This window comes from Pseudomonas oplopanacis (assembly GCF_057128725.1).
This window is the reverse complement of the sequence record NZ_JBSKHV010000012.1, coordinates 63,637-79,864: the sequence shown is the minus strand read 5'-3', so window position 1 is coordinate 79,864 and position 16,228 is coordinate 63,637. Positions and strand designations below refer to the sequence as shown.

Below are 16,228 nucleotides of genomic sequence, written 5' to 3'. Positions count from 1 at the left end.
CTTAAGCGCCGCTCAATCGAGCGGCGTTTTAGTATCTGGAAATCGATCGTTGGTCAGTAGTAGCCACGATTAACGTCACGGGCAGTGCCAGGTCGCGCTGTCCTCAAGCTAAGGTTGAAGATGATGCGGAGCAAGGTGACAGGTGCGCAGCGTTGGGTCGTGAAGATCGGCAGCGCTTTGCTGACGGCGGACGGCAAGGGCCTGGATCGCGCGGCAATGGGTGTCTGGGTCGAGCAGATGGTGGCTTTGCATGAAGCTGGCGTCGAGTTGGTGTTGGTGTCTTCCGGGGCTGTGGCCGCGGGCATGAGCCGCTTGGGCTGGACCGTACGACCCAGTGCGATGCATGAGTTGCAGGCCGCCGCCGCCATCGGTCAGATGGGCCTGGTGCAGGCCTGGGAGTCGAGCTTTGCCGAGCATGGCCGGCACACCGCGCAGATTCTCCTGACGCACGATGACTTGTCCGATCGCAAGCGCTACCTGAACGCCCGCAGTACCTTGCGCGCTCTGGTTGAGCTGAAAGTGATCCCGGTGATCAACGAAAACGACACCGTGGTGACTGACGAAATCCGTTTCGGCGACAACGACACCCTGGCGGCGCTGGTGGCCAACCTGGTCGAAGCTGATTTGCTGGTGATCCTCACGGATCGCGATGGCATGTTCGACGCGGACCCGCGCAACAACCCCGATGCCAACCTGATTTACGAAGCGCGCGCTGATGATCCGGCGCTGGATGCGGTGGCGGGCGGTACGGGTGGTGCGCTGGGGCGTGGCGGTATGCAGACCAAATTGCGTGCGGCGCGTCTGGCTGCTCGTTCCGGGGCACACACCATCATCGTCGGTGGGCGCATTGAGCGCGTGCTGGATCGCCTGAAGGCGGGTGAGCGCATCGGCACCTTGCTCTCGCCTGAGCGCGGCATGCTGGCGGCGCGCAAGCAATGGCTGGCCGGGCATTTGCAAACCCGTGGCACGCTGGTGCTGGACGGTGGTGCGGTGAAAGCGCTGGCCCAGGATCATAAAAGTTTGCTGCCGGTGGGTGTCAAGCTGGTGCAGGGCAGCTTCCGTCGCGGCGAAATGGTGGTGTGCGTGGCGCCGGATGGTCGCGAGATCGCTCGTGGCCTGGCCAACTACAGCGCGCTGGAAGCGCAAAAAATCATCGGTCAGTCGTCTGAGGCGATTGTCGGTCTGTTGGGTTACATGGCTGAGCCGGAACTGGTTCACCGCGATAACCTGATTCTGGTCTGAAGGAATATTTGAATGCGTGTGGCAAAAGGATTGTTGGGTCTGCTGCTGGCGATGCCGCTGCTGGCTTCGGCTGAGGAAATTGGCCAGGTGTCGACGGTGTTCAAATTCGTCGGGCCGAACGACCGCATCGTCGTCGAGGCGTTTGATGATCCTAAGGTCGACGGCGTGACGTGCTACCTGTCGCGCGCCAAGACGGGCGGTGTGAAGGGTGGTTTGGGTCTGGCGGAAGATCGCGCCGAAGCCTCTATCGCTTGTCGTCAGGTCGGCCCCATCAGTTTCAAGGGTGAGCTGAAGGATGGTGATGAGGTGTTCAAGGAGCGCACGTCGCTGGTATTCAAGACCATGCAGGTGGTGCGCTTCCTCGACAAGAAGCGCAATACGCTGGTGTACCTGGTCTACAGCGATCGCTTGATTGAGGGTAGCCCGCAGAATGCGGTGACGGCGATTCCGATCCTGCCGTGGGCGCACGCTCAGTAATCAGGCGAAGATCCAAACTGTGGAAGCGAGCCTGCTCGCGAAAGCGTTGTAACAGTCAACGATGATGTTGAATGTGACGACGTCTTTGCGAGCAGGCTCGCTCCCACATTTTTTTGCGCGCTGTCTTTGCCAAATCGCAGGCAATAAAAAACCGACCCTGAGGTCGGTTTTTTAACAAGCTTATCGCTTATGCGGCTACAGCAAGGTTCAGAGCCTTGACGTGACCGTTCAGGCGGCTCTTATGACGAGCAGCCTTGTTCTTGTGGATGATGCCTTTATCGGCCATACGGTCGATAACTGGCACGGCCAGAACGTAAGCAGCTTGAGCTTTAGCAGCGTCTTTTGCGTCGATGGCTTTAACTACATTCTTGATGTAGGTACGAACCATGGAACGCAGGCTGGCGTTGTGGCTGCGACGCTTCTCAGCCTGTTTTGCACGTTTTTTGGCGGAAGGTGTGTTGGCCACCGTCGAGCTCCTCGAAAGACTTTTTAGGAAATAGCAAACAAAATAGGCCGCGAATCATGCCGATGAGTTGATGTCTTGTCAAGGGCGGTTGAGACGTTCCGCTAAGTGGTAGGTATAAAGAGGCGGGATATTTATTTCCGGCGCTTGACCTGTAAACTCGCGAGCTTTGGCTCTGTGCTGCTGCGGCGCGGAGTATCGCATAAGTAGGCGCTTTGTTCGCCTGCTGTTTATCGACAGGCACAAACTCTTTCAATGAATCTGCTCAAATCGTTGGCCGCCGTCAGCTCTATCACGATGATTTCCCGGGTTTTGGGGTTTGTTCGTGACACGCTGATCGCACGTACATTTGGTGCCGGGATGGCGACGGACGCCTTCTTTATCGCCTTCAAATTGCCCAATCTGTTGCGGCGAATCTTCGCCGAGGGGGCATTTTCCCAGGCCTTCGTGCCGATTCTGGCCGAATACAAAAGCCAGAAAGGCGAGGAGGCGACGCGAACATTCATTGCCTATGTCTCAGGCCTGCTGACACTGGTGCTGGCGCTGGTCACTGCGTTGGGGATGATTGCAGCGCCCTGGGTGATCTGGGCGACTGCGCCGGGTTTTACCGATACGCCGGAAAAATTCGAGCTGACCTCCAGCCTGTTGCGGGTAACCTTTCCCTACATATTGCTGATTTCCCTGTCGTCCCTGGCCGGTGCGATCCTCAATACCTACAACCGTTTCTCGGTGCCGGCCTTCGTGCCGACCCTGCTCAACGTCAGCATGATCGTCTTTTCGGTGTTCCTGACGCCGTACTTCGATCCGCCGGTCATGGCGTTGGGGTGGGCGGTCCTGGTGGGTGGCCTGGCGCAATTGCTTTATCAGCTGCCGCACCTGAAAAAGATCGGCATGCTGGTGTTGCCGCGCCTGAACCTGCGCGACAGCGGTGTGTGGCGGGTCATGAAGCAGATGCTGCCTGCGATTCTCGGCGTATCGGTCAGCCAGATTTCCCTGATCATCAACACCATTTTCGCGTCCTTCCTGGTGGCCGGTTCGGTGTCCTGGATGTACTACGCCGACCGCTTGATGGAATTGCCGTCCGGCGTATTGGGCGTGGCGCTGGGCACGATTCTGTTGCCGACCCTGGCCAAAACCTACGCCAGCAAGGACCGTCACGAATATTCGCGCATCCTCGACTGGGGCCTGCGCCTGTGCTTCGTCCTGGTGTTGCCGTGTTCGCTGGCGCTGGGGATTCTGGCTGAGCCGCTGACCGTTTCGCTGTTCCAGTACGGCCAGTTCAGTGCCTTTGATGCGTCGATGACCCAGCGCGCTCTGATCGCTTATTCCGTCGGTTTGCTTGGGATTATCGTGATCAAAGTGCTGGCGCCGGGCTTTTATGCGCAACAAAACATCCGCACCCCGGTGAAAATCGCAATTTTCACCCTGGTGGTGACTCAGTTGTTCAACCTGATGCTCATCGGTCCTTTGGCCCACGCCGGCCTGGCCTTGGCCATCAGTGCCGGTGCCTGCATCAACGCCGGGCTGTTGTTCTATCAACTGCGCAAGCAGCAGATGTACCAGCCGCAGCCGGGCTGGGCGAAGTTCGGTGCCAAGCTCGTTATCGCCGTGCTGGTGATGTCCGCCGTATTGCTGGTGGGGATGCACTTCATGCCGGCATGGGATCAAGGGCATATGCTGGAGCGGTTCCTGCGCCTGGGTGCTTTGATCGGCGCCGGTATCGTCGCTTACTTCGGGATGTTGCTGCTGATGGGCTTCCGTTTGCGCGACTTCAATCGCAAGGCATTGAGCTGAGGTTGCAGCCTTGATAAACACGGGCGAGCCGGTGGTTTTGTCGGCTCGATCACTTTGGTTACGGTGTTGCCTGTCGTCGGCCGCCGGGTGTGGTTATAATCGACCACTTTATGAGCAAGAAGCGCGTTATGCAGCTGGTTCGAGGCCTCCAAAATCTGCGCCCCCAGCATCGGGGCTGTGTCGCCACTATTGGCAACTTTGACGGTGTTCACCGTGGCCACCAGGCTATCCTGGCGAGGCTGCGTGAACGTGCGCTCGAGTTGGGCGTGCCTAGCTGCGTGGTGATTTTTGAGCCGCAGCCGCGAGAATTCTTCGCCCCGGACACGGCGCCGGCCCGTCTGGCCCGGCTGCGGGACAAACTGCAGCTGCTGGCCGACGAAGGGGTCGACCGCGTCCTGTGCCTGGCCTTCAACCAGCGGTTGAGCAAGCTCAGCGCCAGCGAATTTGTCGATACCATTCTGGTTGACGGCCTTGGCGTGCAGCACCTCGAAGTCGGTGACGACTTCCGCTTCGGCTGTGACCGCGTCGGCGATTTCGATTTCCTGCAACAGGCCGGCATCGTTCAGGGCTTTACCGTGGAAGCTGCGCAAACCGTAGAGCTGGACGGTATTCGCGTCAGCAGCACCCAGGTCCGCAATGCCCTGGCCGCTGCCGATTTTGTCCTGGCCGAGCGATTGCTCGGGCGGCCGTTCCAGATTACCGGGCGGGTGCTGCATGGCCAGAAGCTGGCGCGGCAGTTGGGTACGCCCACGGCCAACATACAACTCAAGCGCCGTCGCGTGCCGCTGACCGGGGTTTACCTGGTCAACGTCGACATCGACGGCAAGACCTGGCCAGGCGTCGCCAATATCGGCGTGCGGCCAACGGTCCAAGGTGATGGCAAAGCCCACCTCGAAGTGCATCTTTTAGATTTTGCCGGCGATCTGTATGACCGGCGTTTGACGGTGGTCTTCCACCACAAGCTGCGTGAAGAGCAGCGTTTCGCCTCTCTGGAGGCGCTTAAGACGGCGATCAATGCGGATGTCGCCGCCGCCCGTGCCCTGTCGCACCTAGCGCCAATCGCTAATGAAGAGCCTTAAATGACCGACTATAAAGCCACGCTAAACCTTCCGGACACCGCCTTCCCAATGAAGGCCGGCCTGCCTCAGCGCGAACCGCAGATTCTGCAGCGCTGGGACAGCATTGGCCTGTACGGTAAGTTGCGCGAGATTGGCAAGGATCGTCCGAAGTTCGTCCTGCACGACGGTCCTCCGTACGCCAACGGCACGATTCACATCGGTCATGCGTTGAACAAGATTCTCAAGGACATGATCATCCGCTCGAAGACCCTGTCGGGTTTCGACGCGCCTTATGTTCCGGGCTGGGACTGCCACGGCCTGCCGATCGAGCACAAAGTCGAAGTGACCCACGGCAAGAACCTGGGCGCGGACAAGACCCGCGAACTGTGCCGTGCCTACGCCACCGAGCAGATCGAAGGGCAAAAATCCGAATTCATCCGTCTGGGCGTGTTGGGCGACTTCGCCAACCCGTACAAGACCATGGACTTCAAGAACGAAGCCGGTGAAATCCGTGCCCTGGCGGAAATCGTCAAGGGCGGCTTCGTGTTCAAGGGCCTCAAGCCTGTGAACTGGTGCTTCGACTGCGGTTCGGCTTTGGCTGAAGCGGAAGTCGAATACGAGAACAAGAAGTCCTCGACCATCGACGTAGCGTTCCCGATTGCCGACGAAGCCAAACTGGCTGCCGCATTCGGTCTGCCGTCGCTGGCCAAGCCTGCTTCGATCGTGATCTGGACCACCACCCCGTGGACCATCCCGGCCAACCAGGCATTGAACGTTCACCCGGAATTCAACTACGCCCTGGTCGACGTCGGCGACAAACTGCTGGTACTGGCTGAAGAGCTGGTCGAGTCTTGCCTGGCCCGTTACAGCCTGGAAGGTTCGGTCATTGCGACCACCACCGGTAAAGAGCTGGAACTGATCAATTTCCGTCACCCGTTCTACGATCGCCTGTCGCCGGTTTACCTGGCCGAGTACGTTGAACTGGGCGCTGGCACTGGCGTGGTTCACTCCGCACCGGCCTACGGCGTGGACGACTTCGTGACCTGCAAGAAGTACGGCATGGTCAACGACGACATCCTCAATCCAGTGCAAAGCAACGGTGTTTACGCGACCTCGCTGGAGTTTTTCGGCGGCCAGTTCATCTGGAAAGCCAACCCGGCCATCGTCGACAAACTGACTGAAGTCGGTGCGCTGCTGCACACCACCATCATCGAACACAGCTACATGCACTGCTGGCGTCACAAGACCCCGTTGATCTACCGCGCCACCGCGCAGTGGTTCATCGGCATGGACAAAGAGCCTGCGACCGGCGAGACCCTGCGCAAGCGGGCGATCAAAGCCATCGAAGACACCAAGTTCGTTCCGGCCTGGGGCCAGGCGCGCCTGCACTCGATGATCGCCAACCGTCCGGACTGGTGCATCTCCCGTCAGCGCAACTGGGGCGTGCCGATCCCGTTCTTCCTGAACAAGGAAAGCGGCGAACTGCACCCACGCACTGCCGAGCTGATGGAAGAAGTCGCCAAGCGCGTCGAAGTCGAAGGCATCGAAGCCTGGTTCAAGATGGACGCCGCCGAACTGCTCGGTGACGAAGCGCCGCAGTACGACAAGATCAGCGACACCCTGGATGTCTGGTTCGATTCGGGCACCACGCACTGGCACGTCCTTCGTGGTTCGCACCCGATGGGCCACGAAACCGGTCCACGCGCCGACCTGTACCTGGAAGGCTCGGACCAACACCGTGGCTGGTTCCACTCGTCGCTGCTGACCGGTTGCGCCATCGACAACCACGCGCCGTACCGCGAACTGCTGACCCACGGTTTCACCGTCGATGAGTCCGGCCGCAAAATGTCCAAATCGCTGGGCAACGTGATCGCGCCGCAAAAGGTCAACGACACTCTGGGCGCCGACATCATGCGCCTGTGGGTGGCTTCCACCGATTACTCGGGTGAAATGGCGGTTTCCGAGCAGATCCTGCAACGCAGTGCGGACGCCTACCGGCGTATCCGTAACACCGCGCGCTTCCTGCTCTCGAACCTGACCGGCTTCAACCCGGCCACCGACATCCTGCCGGCCGAAGAAATGCTCGCGCTGGACCGTTGGGCCGTGGACCGCACCTTGCTGCTGCAACGCGAGCTGCAAGAGCATTACGGCGAATACCGCTTCTGGAACGTCTACTCCAAGATCCACAACTTCTGCGTGCAGGAGCTGGGCGGTTTCTACCTCGACATCATCAAGGACCGTCAGTACACCACTGGCGCCAACAGCAAGGCCCGCCGCTCGGCGCAAACCGCGCTGTATCACATCTCCGAAGCGCTGGTGCGCTGGATCGCGCCGATCCTCGCCTTCACTGCTGACGAACTGTGGGAATACCTGCCGGGCGAGCGTAACGAGTCGGTGATGCTCAACACCTGGTACGAAGGTTTGACCGAGCTGCCGGAAGGCGTCGAGCTGGACCGCGCCTACTGGGAGCGGATCATGGCCGTCAAAGTAGCCGTCAACAAGGAAATGGAAATCCAGCGCGCGGCCAAGGCCGTCGGTGGCAACCTGCAAGCCGAAGTGACGCTGTTCGCCGAAGAAGCGTTGAGCGCCGACCTGGCCAAGCTGAGCAACGAACTGCGCTTCGTCCTGATCACTTCCACCGCAACCGTCGCGCCGTTCGTGCAGGCACCGGCTGATGCCGTGGTCACCGAAGTCAGCGGCTTGAAGCTGCAAGTGGTCAAGTCCAGCCACGCCAAGTGCGCCCGTTGCTGGCACTGCCGTGAAGACGTCGGCGTGAACCCGGAGCATCCGGAAATCTGCGGTCGTTGCGTCGACAACATCAGCGGCGCTGGTGAGGTTCGTCACTATGCCTAATGCCGTTGGCCGTTTCGGACGGCTGAGCTGGCTCTGGTTGAGTTTGCTGGTCCTGGTCATCGACCAGGCCAGCAAGTTCTACTTTGAAGGCAAGCTCCAGATGTATCAGCAAATCGTGGTGATCCCCGATTTGTTCAGCTGGACCCTGGCCTACAACACCGGCGCGGCGTTCAGCTTCCTGGCTGACAGCTCCGGCTGGCAGCGCTGGCTGTTCGCACTGATTGCCGTGGTGGTCAGTGCGGTGCTGGTGGTGTGGCTCAAGCGTCTTGGGCGCAACGAAACCTGGCTGGCCGTCGCCCTGGCACTCGTGCTGGGCGGCGCGCTGGGCAATTTGTATGACCGCATCGCGTTGGGCCATGTGATCGATTTCATTCTGGTGCATTGGCAGAACCGCTGGTATTTCCCGGCGTTCAACTTTGCCGACAGCGCAATTACTGTCGGTGCGGTGATGCTGGCACTGGATATGTTCAAAAGTAAGAAGACCGGAGAAGCCGTTCATGACTGAACAGGTATTGGCTGAGCAACGCATCCGCCAGAACACGGAAGTCACCTTGCACTTTGCACTGCGCCTGGAGAACGGCGATACCGTCGACAGCACCTTCGACAAAGCCCCGGCGACCTTCCAGGTCGGTGACGGCAACCTGTTGCCAGGTTTCGAAGCGGCACTGTTCGGCTTCAAGGCGGGCGACAAGCGTACGCTGACGATTCAGCCAGAAAACGCTTTCGGCCAGCCGAACCCGCAAAACGTACAGATCATCCCGCGTTCGCAGTTCAAGGACATGGAGCTGTCACCGGGTTTGCTGGTGATCTTCAACGATGCGGCGAATACTGAGCTGCCTGGTGTGGTGAAAGAATTCGATGACGAGCAAGTGACCATCGACTTCAACCACCCGCTGGCCGGCAAGACATTGACCTTTGACGTCGAGATCATCAGCGTCAAATCGTTGTAACTTGTGGGAGCGAGCCTGCTCGCGAATGCGTCATCACAATCAACATCAATGATGACTGACACACCGCTTTCGCGAGCAGGCTCGCTCCCACATTAAGTTATTCACTGTTTTCGCTATTTCTTGCGCGCAAGACACGAGGCACAGCATGCAAATCAAACTCGCCAACCCCCGTGGCTTCTGCGCCGGCGTGGACCGTGCGATCGAAATCGTCAACCGCGCCCTGGAAGTGTTCGGGCCGCCGATCTATGTGCGTCACGAAGTGGTCCACAACAAATTCGTCGTCGAAGACTTGCGTGCTCGCGGGGCGATCTTCGTTGAGGAACTGGATCAGGTGCCGGACGACGTCATCGTGATCTTCAGTGCCCACGGCGTTTCCCAGGCGGTGCGTACCGAAGCCGCCGGCCGTGGCCTCAAGGTGTTCGACGCGACCTGCCCGCTGGTGACCAAGGTGCACATCGAAGTCGCGCGCTACAGCCGCGATGGTCGTGAGTGCATCCTCATCGGCCACGCAGGTCACCCGGAAGTCGAAGGCACCATGGGCCAGTACGATGGCAGCAATGGTGGTGCGATTTACCTGGTCGAAGACGAGAAAGACGTCGCCGCGTTGCAGGTAAACAACCCTGAAAAACTAGCCTTCGTGACCCAGACCACCCTGTCCATGGACGACACCAGCCGCGTGATCGACGCACTGCGTGCCCGTTTCCCTGCGATTGGTGGGCCGCGCAAGGACGACATCTGCTATGCCACGCAAAACCGTCAGGACGCGGTCAAGCAACTGGCCGACGAATGCGACGTGGTGTTGGTGGTTGGCAGCCCGAACAGCTCCAACTCCAATCGCTTGCGTGAACTGGCCGAGCGCATGGCCACTCCGGCTTACCTGATCGACGGCGCCGAAGACCTGCAAAAGAGCTGGTTTGAGGGTGTCGAGCGTATCGGCATTACCGCCGGTGCCTCGGCTCCGGAAGTGTTGGTGCGCGGCGTGATCCAGCAATTGCAGGCGTGGGGCGCCACCGGTGCCGATGAACTGGCCGGTCGCGAGGAGAACATCACGTTCTCCATGCCTAAAGAGCTGCGCGTGCGCTCGTTGCTCTGAAGCGTTTCCCACCCGGACATAGCGCCTGCTCGGCTTTTTTGCTGCGCAGGCTGACGCGACCCGTAGCGGCCAGCACCACCTGGAGCTGGCTGATCGGTTCGCGGGCTGCGCAAAAGTGCACTGTCCCCGCTTGAAACGCCCGTCCGGGCATCTGAGGTTCGCCTATCCCGCTGAATCGTATGTAACGCCTGACCGGCCCATTGCCGACAATCGCCCCTCGAGCGCCACTGACGCGCTCAACCAGCAGCGGATTGCTGCTGTCCTTCGGCCCTTTGCCACTGATGTCCAGAATGATCCGCCAACCCTGACCCCAATCCCCGTTGATGCCATGAATCACCACGGCTTGATTGCGTGTGATGGCCAGGGTTCTGGCGTTGCGAATACCACTGACCAGCGCGTTCGCCGCCGCCTCGCGATGGTTCGATTCAGTGAGTGCCGCGAACGCCGGACTGACCAACAGCAGAACAATTGCGGCAATCGCCAGTCCCATAAGCAGTTCGATCAGGCTGAATCCTTGCTGATGCATGGCATTTCCCTCCCTGGAGTGGTGTGACCCGCGCAATCCTTGCGCGAGTAATGGCAAATCAACCTGCCTGGGCCGGTCGAATGTTCTAGCGTGTAGAAGCAGGTATAGCCGACGGCAACGGAGGGCACCGATGGATCATCGTACAAAAGGTTTCACGCTGATCGAGTTGTTGATCACGCTCGCGGTGTTTCTGATCCTCATCACCCTGGCCGTGCCGGCGTTTACCCGTTCGGTGCAAACCACCCGGGCCGATACCGAAATCGGCGACTTGCAGCGTGGACTCAATTTCGCCCGGCTGGAGGCCATCGACCGTGGCATCACCACCCGGGTCCGTCCGACGGCGGGCGGCAGTGTGTGGACCGGTGAACTGACGGTCTATGACGGTACTGGCACACCGGCCAATGTATTGCGGGTTGTTCCAGCGATGAGCAGCGGCGCCACTCTGACGCTAACCTCAGGAGTGACCGCGCTGGACTTCAACAACCTGGGCGGTTTGTCGGCACCGTCTACCGCCGTGGTCATCAACTATGTATCGGGGACGCAAAGCAGGACGCTGAACGTGTGTTTGAACGGACGAATTCTATTGGGTGGAAGTTGCGGATGAGGGGATGGAGCAAGCGTGCACAGGAGGGCATGACGCTGATCGAAGTCTTGGTGGCGTTGTTGATACTGACCGTGGGGCTATTGGGGGCGACGGCGATTCAGCTCAATGCGCTGAAGTACACCGACAGTTCGCGGATGACCAGCCAGGCGAGTTTTATCGCCTACGACATGATGGACCGCATCCGCGCCAATTCCGCCGCCGATTACACCGTCACGCCTCCGACCTCGGGCAACCTGAGTGTCGCCCGGGACCAGGACCTCTACGATTTCACCACCAACATCGCCAATTTCGGCGGCGCGACGGCCACTGGCAGCGTGACGCTGAACCAGCGGGTCTACACCATCACTATCAATTGGGATGACTCACGCGCCGCCAATATCGCCAGCTCGCGCCGCAGCTTTGTCCTGACCAGCCGCGCCTCGGTCGACCCGGTGTCCACGCCATGAACCGCTCCAGCCGAGGGTTCGGTTTGATCGAGTTGCTGATTGCGCTGGCGTTGAGTCTGATCGTGGTCCTGGGCGTGGCGCAGATTTTCATCGCGGCGAAAAATACCTACGTCAGCCAGAACGTCTCCGCGGCGATGCAGGAGGACGCGCGTTTTGTGTTGAGCAAAATGATTCAGGAAATCCGTATGGTCGGCATGTTCGGCTGTCTGGGCACCATCACCGATTCGAGCTCGTCGGGTGACTTCAACGCCAGTCAGATCACCCCCATCAACTGGGACAACGCCAACCTCAAGTTGACCCTGGTGACAGCGGATGTCGGCAGCAACGGCGGGGCGCCGACCTGGACGGTGGTGTCTGACTGTCGCAACTCGGCGACGGCGTATACCGGCGCGCGAACACCCGCGACAGGGTTTCTGGCCTTTCCGATCCGGCGATTGATCTACAGCTTCAGCAATAACCAGATATTGATGGGGGCCGGCGCCGGCACGCCCACCCAGTACGTGCTGGTGAATAACGTCAGTGCGTTTAACGTGAGTTTCGGCCTCGCCAGTTCCGCCACCGACGTGGCGGCTTCCAGCTACAGCAGCAACCCGTCGGACCCGGCGCGCATTCGCAGCGTACGCCTGTCCCTGACCCTCACCGACCCGAACAATCGGGTGCGCAACCAGACCTTCAGCGTGGTTGCCGCCTTGCGCAACCGCCTGCCATGAGGGTGGCCAACATGACGTACTGCGCGCAACGTGGCATGGCGCTGCTGGTCAGTCTGGTGTTTCTGCTGTTGCTGACACTGATCGGCCTTTCTTCGATGCAGAACGCCACCCTGCAGGAAAAAATGGCCGGCAGCGTGAGCCTGCGTAATCAGTCGTTTCAGGGTGCCGAAGCGGCGTTGCGCGTGGGTGAAAGCGCGGTGCAACTCGACAGCTATTCATTGCCGGTCTGCGGCCAGTGCGCGCCACCGGCCGAAGCCACGAGCATCACGGCCGCCGGTCTCAACTCCAGCTCTGGTGTGACGTGGATCGCTTCCGGCAGTGGCTTTTACGGGGTGCAAAACATCGGCACCACGCTCAACGCCGTCAATGTGCCGAGCAATACCTCGGCGACGCTTTACCGGGTGACCGCCGTCGGCATCGCGGGCAACTCGCGCAGCGTCGTGGAGAGTATTTATGCGAAGTACTGAATGGCGCGCGCGCGTTTGGCGGTCGTTTTACGGTGCGTTGTTGGGCCTTTATCTGTCGGCCCCGGCGTATGCCTTCACGCCTTCGGATTCCCCGCTGTTAAGCGCTGCTGCTGTTGCGCCGAACGTGATGTTGCTGATCGACGATTCGGGGAGCATGAACAGCATCATTTATGCCGCCGGGTTCGATCCGACCGTTACAGGGCGCACGCCCGCCAGACAATGCAATTTATTCCTCGGGCTATGTTTGAGCGGCAGCGACATCGTCGGTGATTCGATCTTCCTGTCCAGTCTGCCGCAGTCCGGATGCTCCAGTGGGGCCTACGCGTTTTACAACAACAGCCTGGCGCCGTTGTGCCTGAAGTTGCCGGACCCGGTGGGCAATGAAAACACCCGGTACTCCGACGATTACCTGTCGTACCTGGTGGGTCTGGCCAACGGCAGCAACCGGGACTTCACCACGGGTTCGATCCCCAACGACTACCGCATGAACGTGGCGCGAAATGTGTCCACCGCACTGGTGAGCAGTAACCGCGGCCTGCGCATGGGGCTTGCGACGTTCAATCCGGTGAACAGCAGCAACTCTGGCAATGGCGGCTTCATCGCCCGCTCGATCAGTGATCTGTCAGTGGTGAGTGGCAGCGTGACCCAGTCGCAGGCCGACAACAATTACAACAACCTGATCAGCTCCATCAACGGCTTGAGCGCCGTGGCCAATACGCCGCTGGCGGAAACCTATTACGAAATCACCCGCTACTTTCGGGGCCTGGCGCCTTACTACAACTCGACGCCAGCCACGTACACCAGCCCGATCCAGTACCGTTGTCAGAAAAATTACGGCGTGGTCATCACCGATGGCCTGCCGACCTTTGACCGGAGCTTCCCGACCAACGATCCGCTGGGAGGTGCTCGCCTGCCGAACTGGGATGGCGTGAACAACGACGGCAACAACCTCAATGGTGACGGCGAAGGTGACACGCTTTACCTCGACGATATCGCCAAGTTCGCGTTCGACATCGATATGCGCTCCACCGGCACCGACGCGGCGGGCAAGAGCTGGAACGCAGTGGACTTCCCGAAACAGAACATGAACACCTACACCGTGGGGTTTACCGCTGCGAATCAGATGCTGTCGGATGCGGCCAGCTACGGGCAGGGCAAGTACTATCAGGCGACCGATAGTGTGGGGCTCAACAGCGCATTGTCTTCGGCGTTGAGTGAGATCACTTCCAAGGCCGGTTCCGGGGGAGGCGGTGTCACCAGTGGCACCACCCTGACCAGCGGATCCAGCTATTTCCAGACCAGTTATGACCCGAAGGACTGGCGCGGCACCATCAAGTCCTTCGGTTTCACTTCTGCTGGAGCGGTGAACACTGCTGCTGTGCAATGGACCACCGACACCACCATCGTCCCCGGCGCGACCGCACCGACCTTTCAATCCTGGAACACCCTGAGTAACACTGCCGTCACGCTGGCCTACAGCAGTTTCTCGCCGGCGCAGCAGGCATCGTTGAGTCAAAGCCTGCCCACCGGCATCACCGGCAGCGATCTGGTGGAGTGGAGCAAGGGCACCAATAAAACCGGGCTCAAGGTGCGCAGCGTATTGCTCGGCGACATCATCAACTCGCCGCTTGTACTGGCATCCCCTGTGGATAAAACCGCTTCCGATCTGCTGGGCGACAGCACTTACAGCACCTACCTGGCCACCAAAGCCACCAATATGAGTGCCAGCCTGGTGGTGAACGCCAACGACGGTTTTGTGAATGTCATCAACTCGGCCAACGGGGTCAGGCGCTATGCCTATATGCCGTCCAGCGTTTTGCCCGCACTGCGCTATATCGCCGATCCGACCTACATCAACGGTGTGAGCCACAAGTACCTGGTCGACGGTCAGGTCGGTGTGTTCGATGCCCAACTCAGCGGTGCCTGGAAAACCCTGGCTATCGGCGGCACCGGTGCGGGCGGCAAAGTCTTCTATGCGCTGCAACTGTTCGATGCCTCGTTGGGTAACGCGTTCAAGGCGCTGTGGGAAATCGCTGCGCCCACCACGCCGAGCACGGCGAACGTTTTCAATGACCTGGGTTATGCCTACGCGCGGCCGGAAGTGGCACGCTTGGCCGATGGTCGATGGGCTGCGTTCATTTCCAACGGCTATGGCAGCAACTCCGGCGTTGCGGCGTTGTACGTGGTCGATGTGCGTGACGGCTCGTTGATCAAAAAAATCGTGGTCGACAGCACTGAAACCACCAATGGGCTGTCGTCGGTGAAACTGAGGGTCAACTCGCAGAACGTGGTGCAGGCTGCCTATGGCGGCGACTTGAAAGGGCGGTTGTGGAAGTTCGACCTGAGCGCCACGGCGCCCGATACCTGGGGCGTGGCCTTTTCCGGCAAACCGTTGTTTACCACGGCAGGCGGCGCCACTCAGCCGATCACCGCGCAACCCTTGCTGGCGGATAATGCACTGGGCGGCAAGGAAGTGTTTGTCGGCACCGGTAAATTCAACGAGACGGCCGACAAGACCAACAAGGATCTGCAGGCGTTTTATGCGGTGTGGGACGCGGACGGGGGGGCGGGTCAGATCACCGTGGCCAGTTTGCAGGCGCAGGCGGTAACCGGTGTGTTTGCGGGGAGCGCGGATCAATTCATCACCACCAGCCAGAACGATGTGACTTACCCGGCAGAGAAGGGCTGGTACTTGCCACTGGTGTACAACAACGTGCTGACAGGTGAGCGGGTGATCAATCAGGCGAGTCTGGTGCTGGGGCGGATTGTTTTTACCACGGCGAGTGTGGACACCACCGACCCGTGCGCCAGCTTCGGCACCGGCAAACTGGTCGAACTGGAGGCGTTCAGCGGTAAGATGCTCAACTATGCGGTGCTTGATACCAACAGCGACGGTGTGGTCGACAGCGCCGACATGGTGTCGAGCGGTGTGGTTTCCGCCGGCGGCATTTCGACCGTGAACGCCATCGTCAACGGCGGAACCGGTAAGATTCTTAACGATTCCAGTGGCAACATCAAAACGCTAGTAGAAAAAGGTGGCGGCGGCAGCCGTCGCATCATGTGGCGACAAATACAGTAAGTGAGAGTTGAGGCATGCGTAGATCCAACCGAGGTTTTACCCTGATCGAAATCATGATCGTGATTGCGATCATCGGGATCGTCATGACCATTGCCGCCCCGAGCTTCACCGAGTACCTGAAGAAGGGCCGGCGCAGCGAAATCGCCGGGGTGTTGTCGGAGCAGGCGCAGATCCTTGAACGGTTCTACACCAAGAGCAATGTCTACACCAACGCCACCGGCCTGAGCGCCGGCAATGACTATTACACCATCACCCCGACAATCACTGACCAGACCTTCCTGCTGACGGCCGTGCGCAAGGCTGGCTCGAGCATGGCCACCGACAAGTGCGGGGATTTCACCCTCACCAATACCGGTGTTCGGAACATGGTCAACGCCTCAGCCGGTTTGACCGCCAAGGATTGCTGGGGTCGCTGAGTTTTCTTTCGGGCGCCTTTTGCGCCCTTTGTCTATTTAACGGTTGGATC

16 protein-coding genes are annotated in these 16,228 nt (G+C 59.7%); 14 read left to right on the top strand and 2 right to left on the bottom strand.

Annotated elements, in window-relative coordinates:
* Positions 1–123: 123 nt before the first annotated feature.
* Together proB and ACWKV5_RS22025 are read left to right on the top strand one after the other, a co-directional pair.
* Positions 124–1,242 (top strand): glutamate 5-kinase, encoded by a 1,119-nt coding sequence (gene proB / locus ACWKV5_RS22030; RefSeq protein WP_027924199.1) that lies wholly within the window; start codon positions 124–126, stop codon positions 1,240–1,242.
* Between the two features lie 12 nt (positions 1,243–1,254).
* Positions 1,255–1,719, top strand: a complete 465-nt coding sequence (locus ACWKV5_RS22025; protein ID WP_008022496.1) for a CreA family protein — start codon at positions 1,255–1,257, stop codon at positions 1,717–1,719.
* A gap of 187 nt (positions 1,720–1,906) precedes the next feature.
* Here the strand turns inward: ACWKV5_RS22025 and rpsT are convergent, their stop codons facing one another.
* Positions 1,907–2,185: a 30S ribosomal protein S20 gene (rpsT, locus tag ACWKV5_RS22020; RefSeq protein ID WP_007942340.1), complete on the bottom strand. Its 279-nt coding sequence runs from the start codon at positions 2,183–2,185 to the stop codon at positions 1,907–1,909.
* Positions 2,186–2,437: 252 nt separating this feature from the next.
* On the opposite strand from rpsT, the gene murJ reads away from it, so the two are divergent.
* From murJ to ispH, 6 genes are all read left to right on the top strand, one after another.
* Positions 2,438–3,976 (top strand): murein biosynthesis integral membrane protein MurJ, encoded by a 1,539-nt coding sequence (gene murJ, locus ACWKV5_RS22015; protein ID WP_483842971.1) that lies wholly within the window; start codon positions 2,438–2,440, stop codon positions 3,974–3,976.
* 128 nt (positions 3,977–4,104) lie between these two features.
* Positions 4,105–5,055, top strand: a complete 951-nt coding sequence (gene ribF, locus ACWKV5_RS22010; protein ID WP_027924197.1) for a bifunctional riboflavin kinase/FAD synthetase — start codon at positions 4,105–4,107, stop codon at positions 5,053–5,055.
* Positions 5,056–7,887, top strand: coding sequence for an isoleucine--tRNA ligase (gene ileS / locus ACWKV5_RS22005; RefSeq protein ID WP_483842970.1), 2,832 nt, complete (start codon positions 5,056–5,058; stop codon positions 7,885–7,887). It abuts the gene before it with no gap.
* Positions 7,880–8,392, top strand: a complete 513-nt coding sequence (gene lspA, locus ACWKV5_RS22000; protein ID WP_123433514.1) for a signal peptidase II — start codon at positions 7,880–7,882, stop codon at positions 8,390–8,392. Before ileS ends, lspA begins: the two co-directional genes overlap by 8 nt.
* Positions 8,393–8,399: 7 nt before the next feature.
* Complete coding sequence (gene fkpB / locus ACWKV5_RS21995) at positions 8,400–8,837, top strand: FKBP-type peptidyl-prolyl cis-trans isomerase (RefSeq protein WP_010467538.1); 438 nt, start codon at positions 8,400–8,402, stop codon at positions 8,835–8,837.
* Positions 8,838–8,982: 145 nt separating this feature from the next.
* Positions 8,983–9,930 (top strand): 4-hydroxy-3-methylbut-2-enyl diphosphate reductase, encoded by a 948-nt coding sequence (ispH, locus tag ACWKV5_RS21990; protein WP_483842969.1) that lies wholly within the window; start codon positions 8,983–8,985, stop codon positions 9,928–9,930.
* Here ispH and ACWKV5_RS21985 read toward each other — a convergent pair.
* The gene (locus ACWKV5_RS21985) at positions 9,899–10,456 is read right to left on the bottom strand and encodes a GspH/FimT family pseudopilin (protein ID WP_483842968.1); all 558 of its coding nucleotides are present in this window, start codon (positions 10,454–10,456) and stop codon (positions 9,899–9,901) included. The genes ispH and ACWKV5_RS21985 overlap by 32 nt on opposite strands.
* 130 nt (positions 10,457–10,586) lie before the next feature.
* On the opposite strand from ACWKV5_RS21985, the gene ACWKV5_RS21980 reads away from it, so the two are divergent.
* The 6 genes from ACWKV5_RS21980 to ACWKV5_RS21955 are packed head-to-tail and all read left to right on the top strand — an operon-like array spanning position 10,587 to position 16,178.
* Positions 10,587–11,060 (top strand): GspH/FimT family pseudopilin, encoded by a 474-nt coding sequence (locus tag ACWKV5_RS21980; protein WP_483842967.1) that lies wholly within the window; start codon positions 10,587–10,589, stop codon positions 11,058–11,060.
* Positions 11,057–11,506: a type IV pilus modification protein PilV gene (gene pilV / locus ACWKV5_RS21975; RefSeq protein ID WP_483842966.1), complete on the top strand. Its 450-nt coding sequence runs from the start codon at positions 11,057–11,059 to the stop codon at positions 11,504–11,506. Before ACWKV5_RS21980 ends, pilV begins: the two co-directional genes overlap by 4 nt.
* Positions 11,503–12,216 (top strand): PilW family protein, encoded by a 714-nt coding sequence (locus ACWKV5_RS21970; protein WP_483842965.1) that lies wholly within the window; start codon positions 11,503–11,505, stop codon positions 12,214–12,216. The genes pilV and ACWKV5_RS21970 overlap by 4 nt, the downstream gene beginning before the upstream one ends.
* Complete coding sequence (locus ACWKV5_RS21965; protein ID WP_483842964.1) at positions 12,213–12,683, top strand: pilus assembly PilX family protein; 471 nt, start codon at positions 12,213–12,215, stop codon at positions 12,681–12,683. The genes ACWKV5_RS21970 and ACWKV5_RS21965 overlap by 4 nt, the downstream gene beginning before the upstream one ends.
* Positions 12,670–15,762 carry a pilus assembly protein gene (locus tag ACWKV5_RS21960; RefSeq protein ID WP_483842963.1) on the top strand — a complete coding sequence of 1,031 codons (3,093 nt, stop codon included), beginning with the start codon at positions 12,670–12,672 and terminating at the stop codon, positions 15,760–15,762. The genes ACWKV5_RS21965 and ACWKV5_RS21960 overlap by 14 nt, the downstream gene beginning before the upstream one ends.
* Positions 15,763–15,776: 14 nt before the next feature.
* Positions 15,777–16,178 (top strand): type IV pilin protein, encoded by a 402-nt coding sequence (locus tag ACWKV5_RS21955; protein WP_483842962.1) that lies wholly within the window; start codon positions 15,777–15,779, stop codon positions 16,176–16,178.
* Positions 16,179–16,228: the final 50 nt, after the last annotated feature.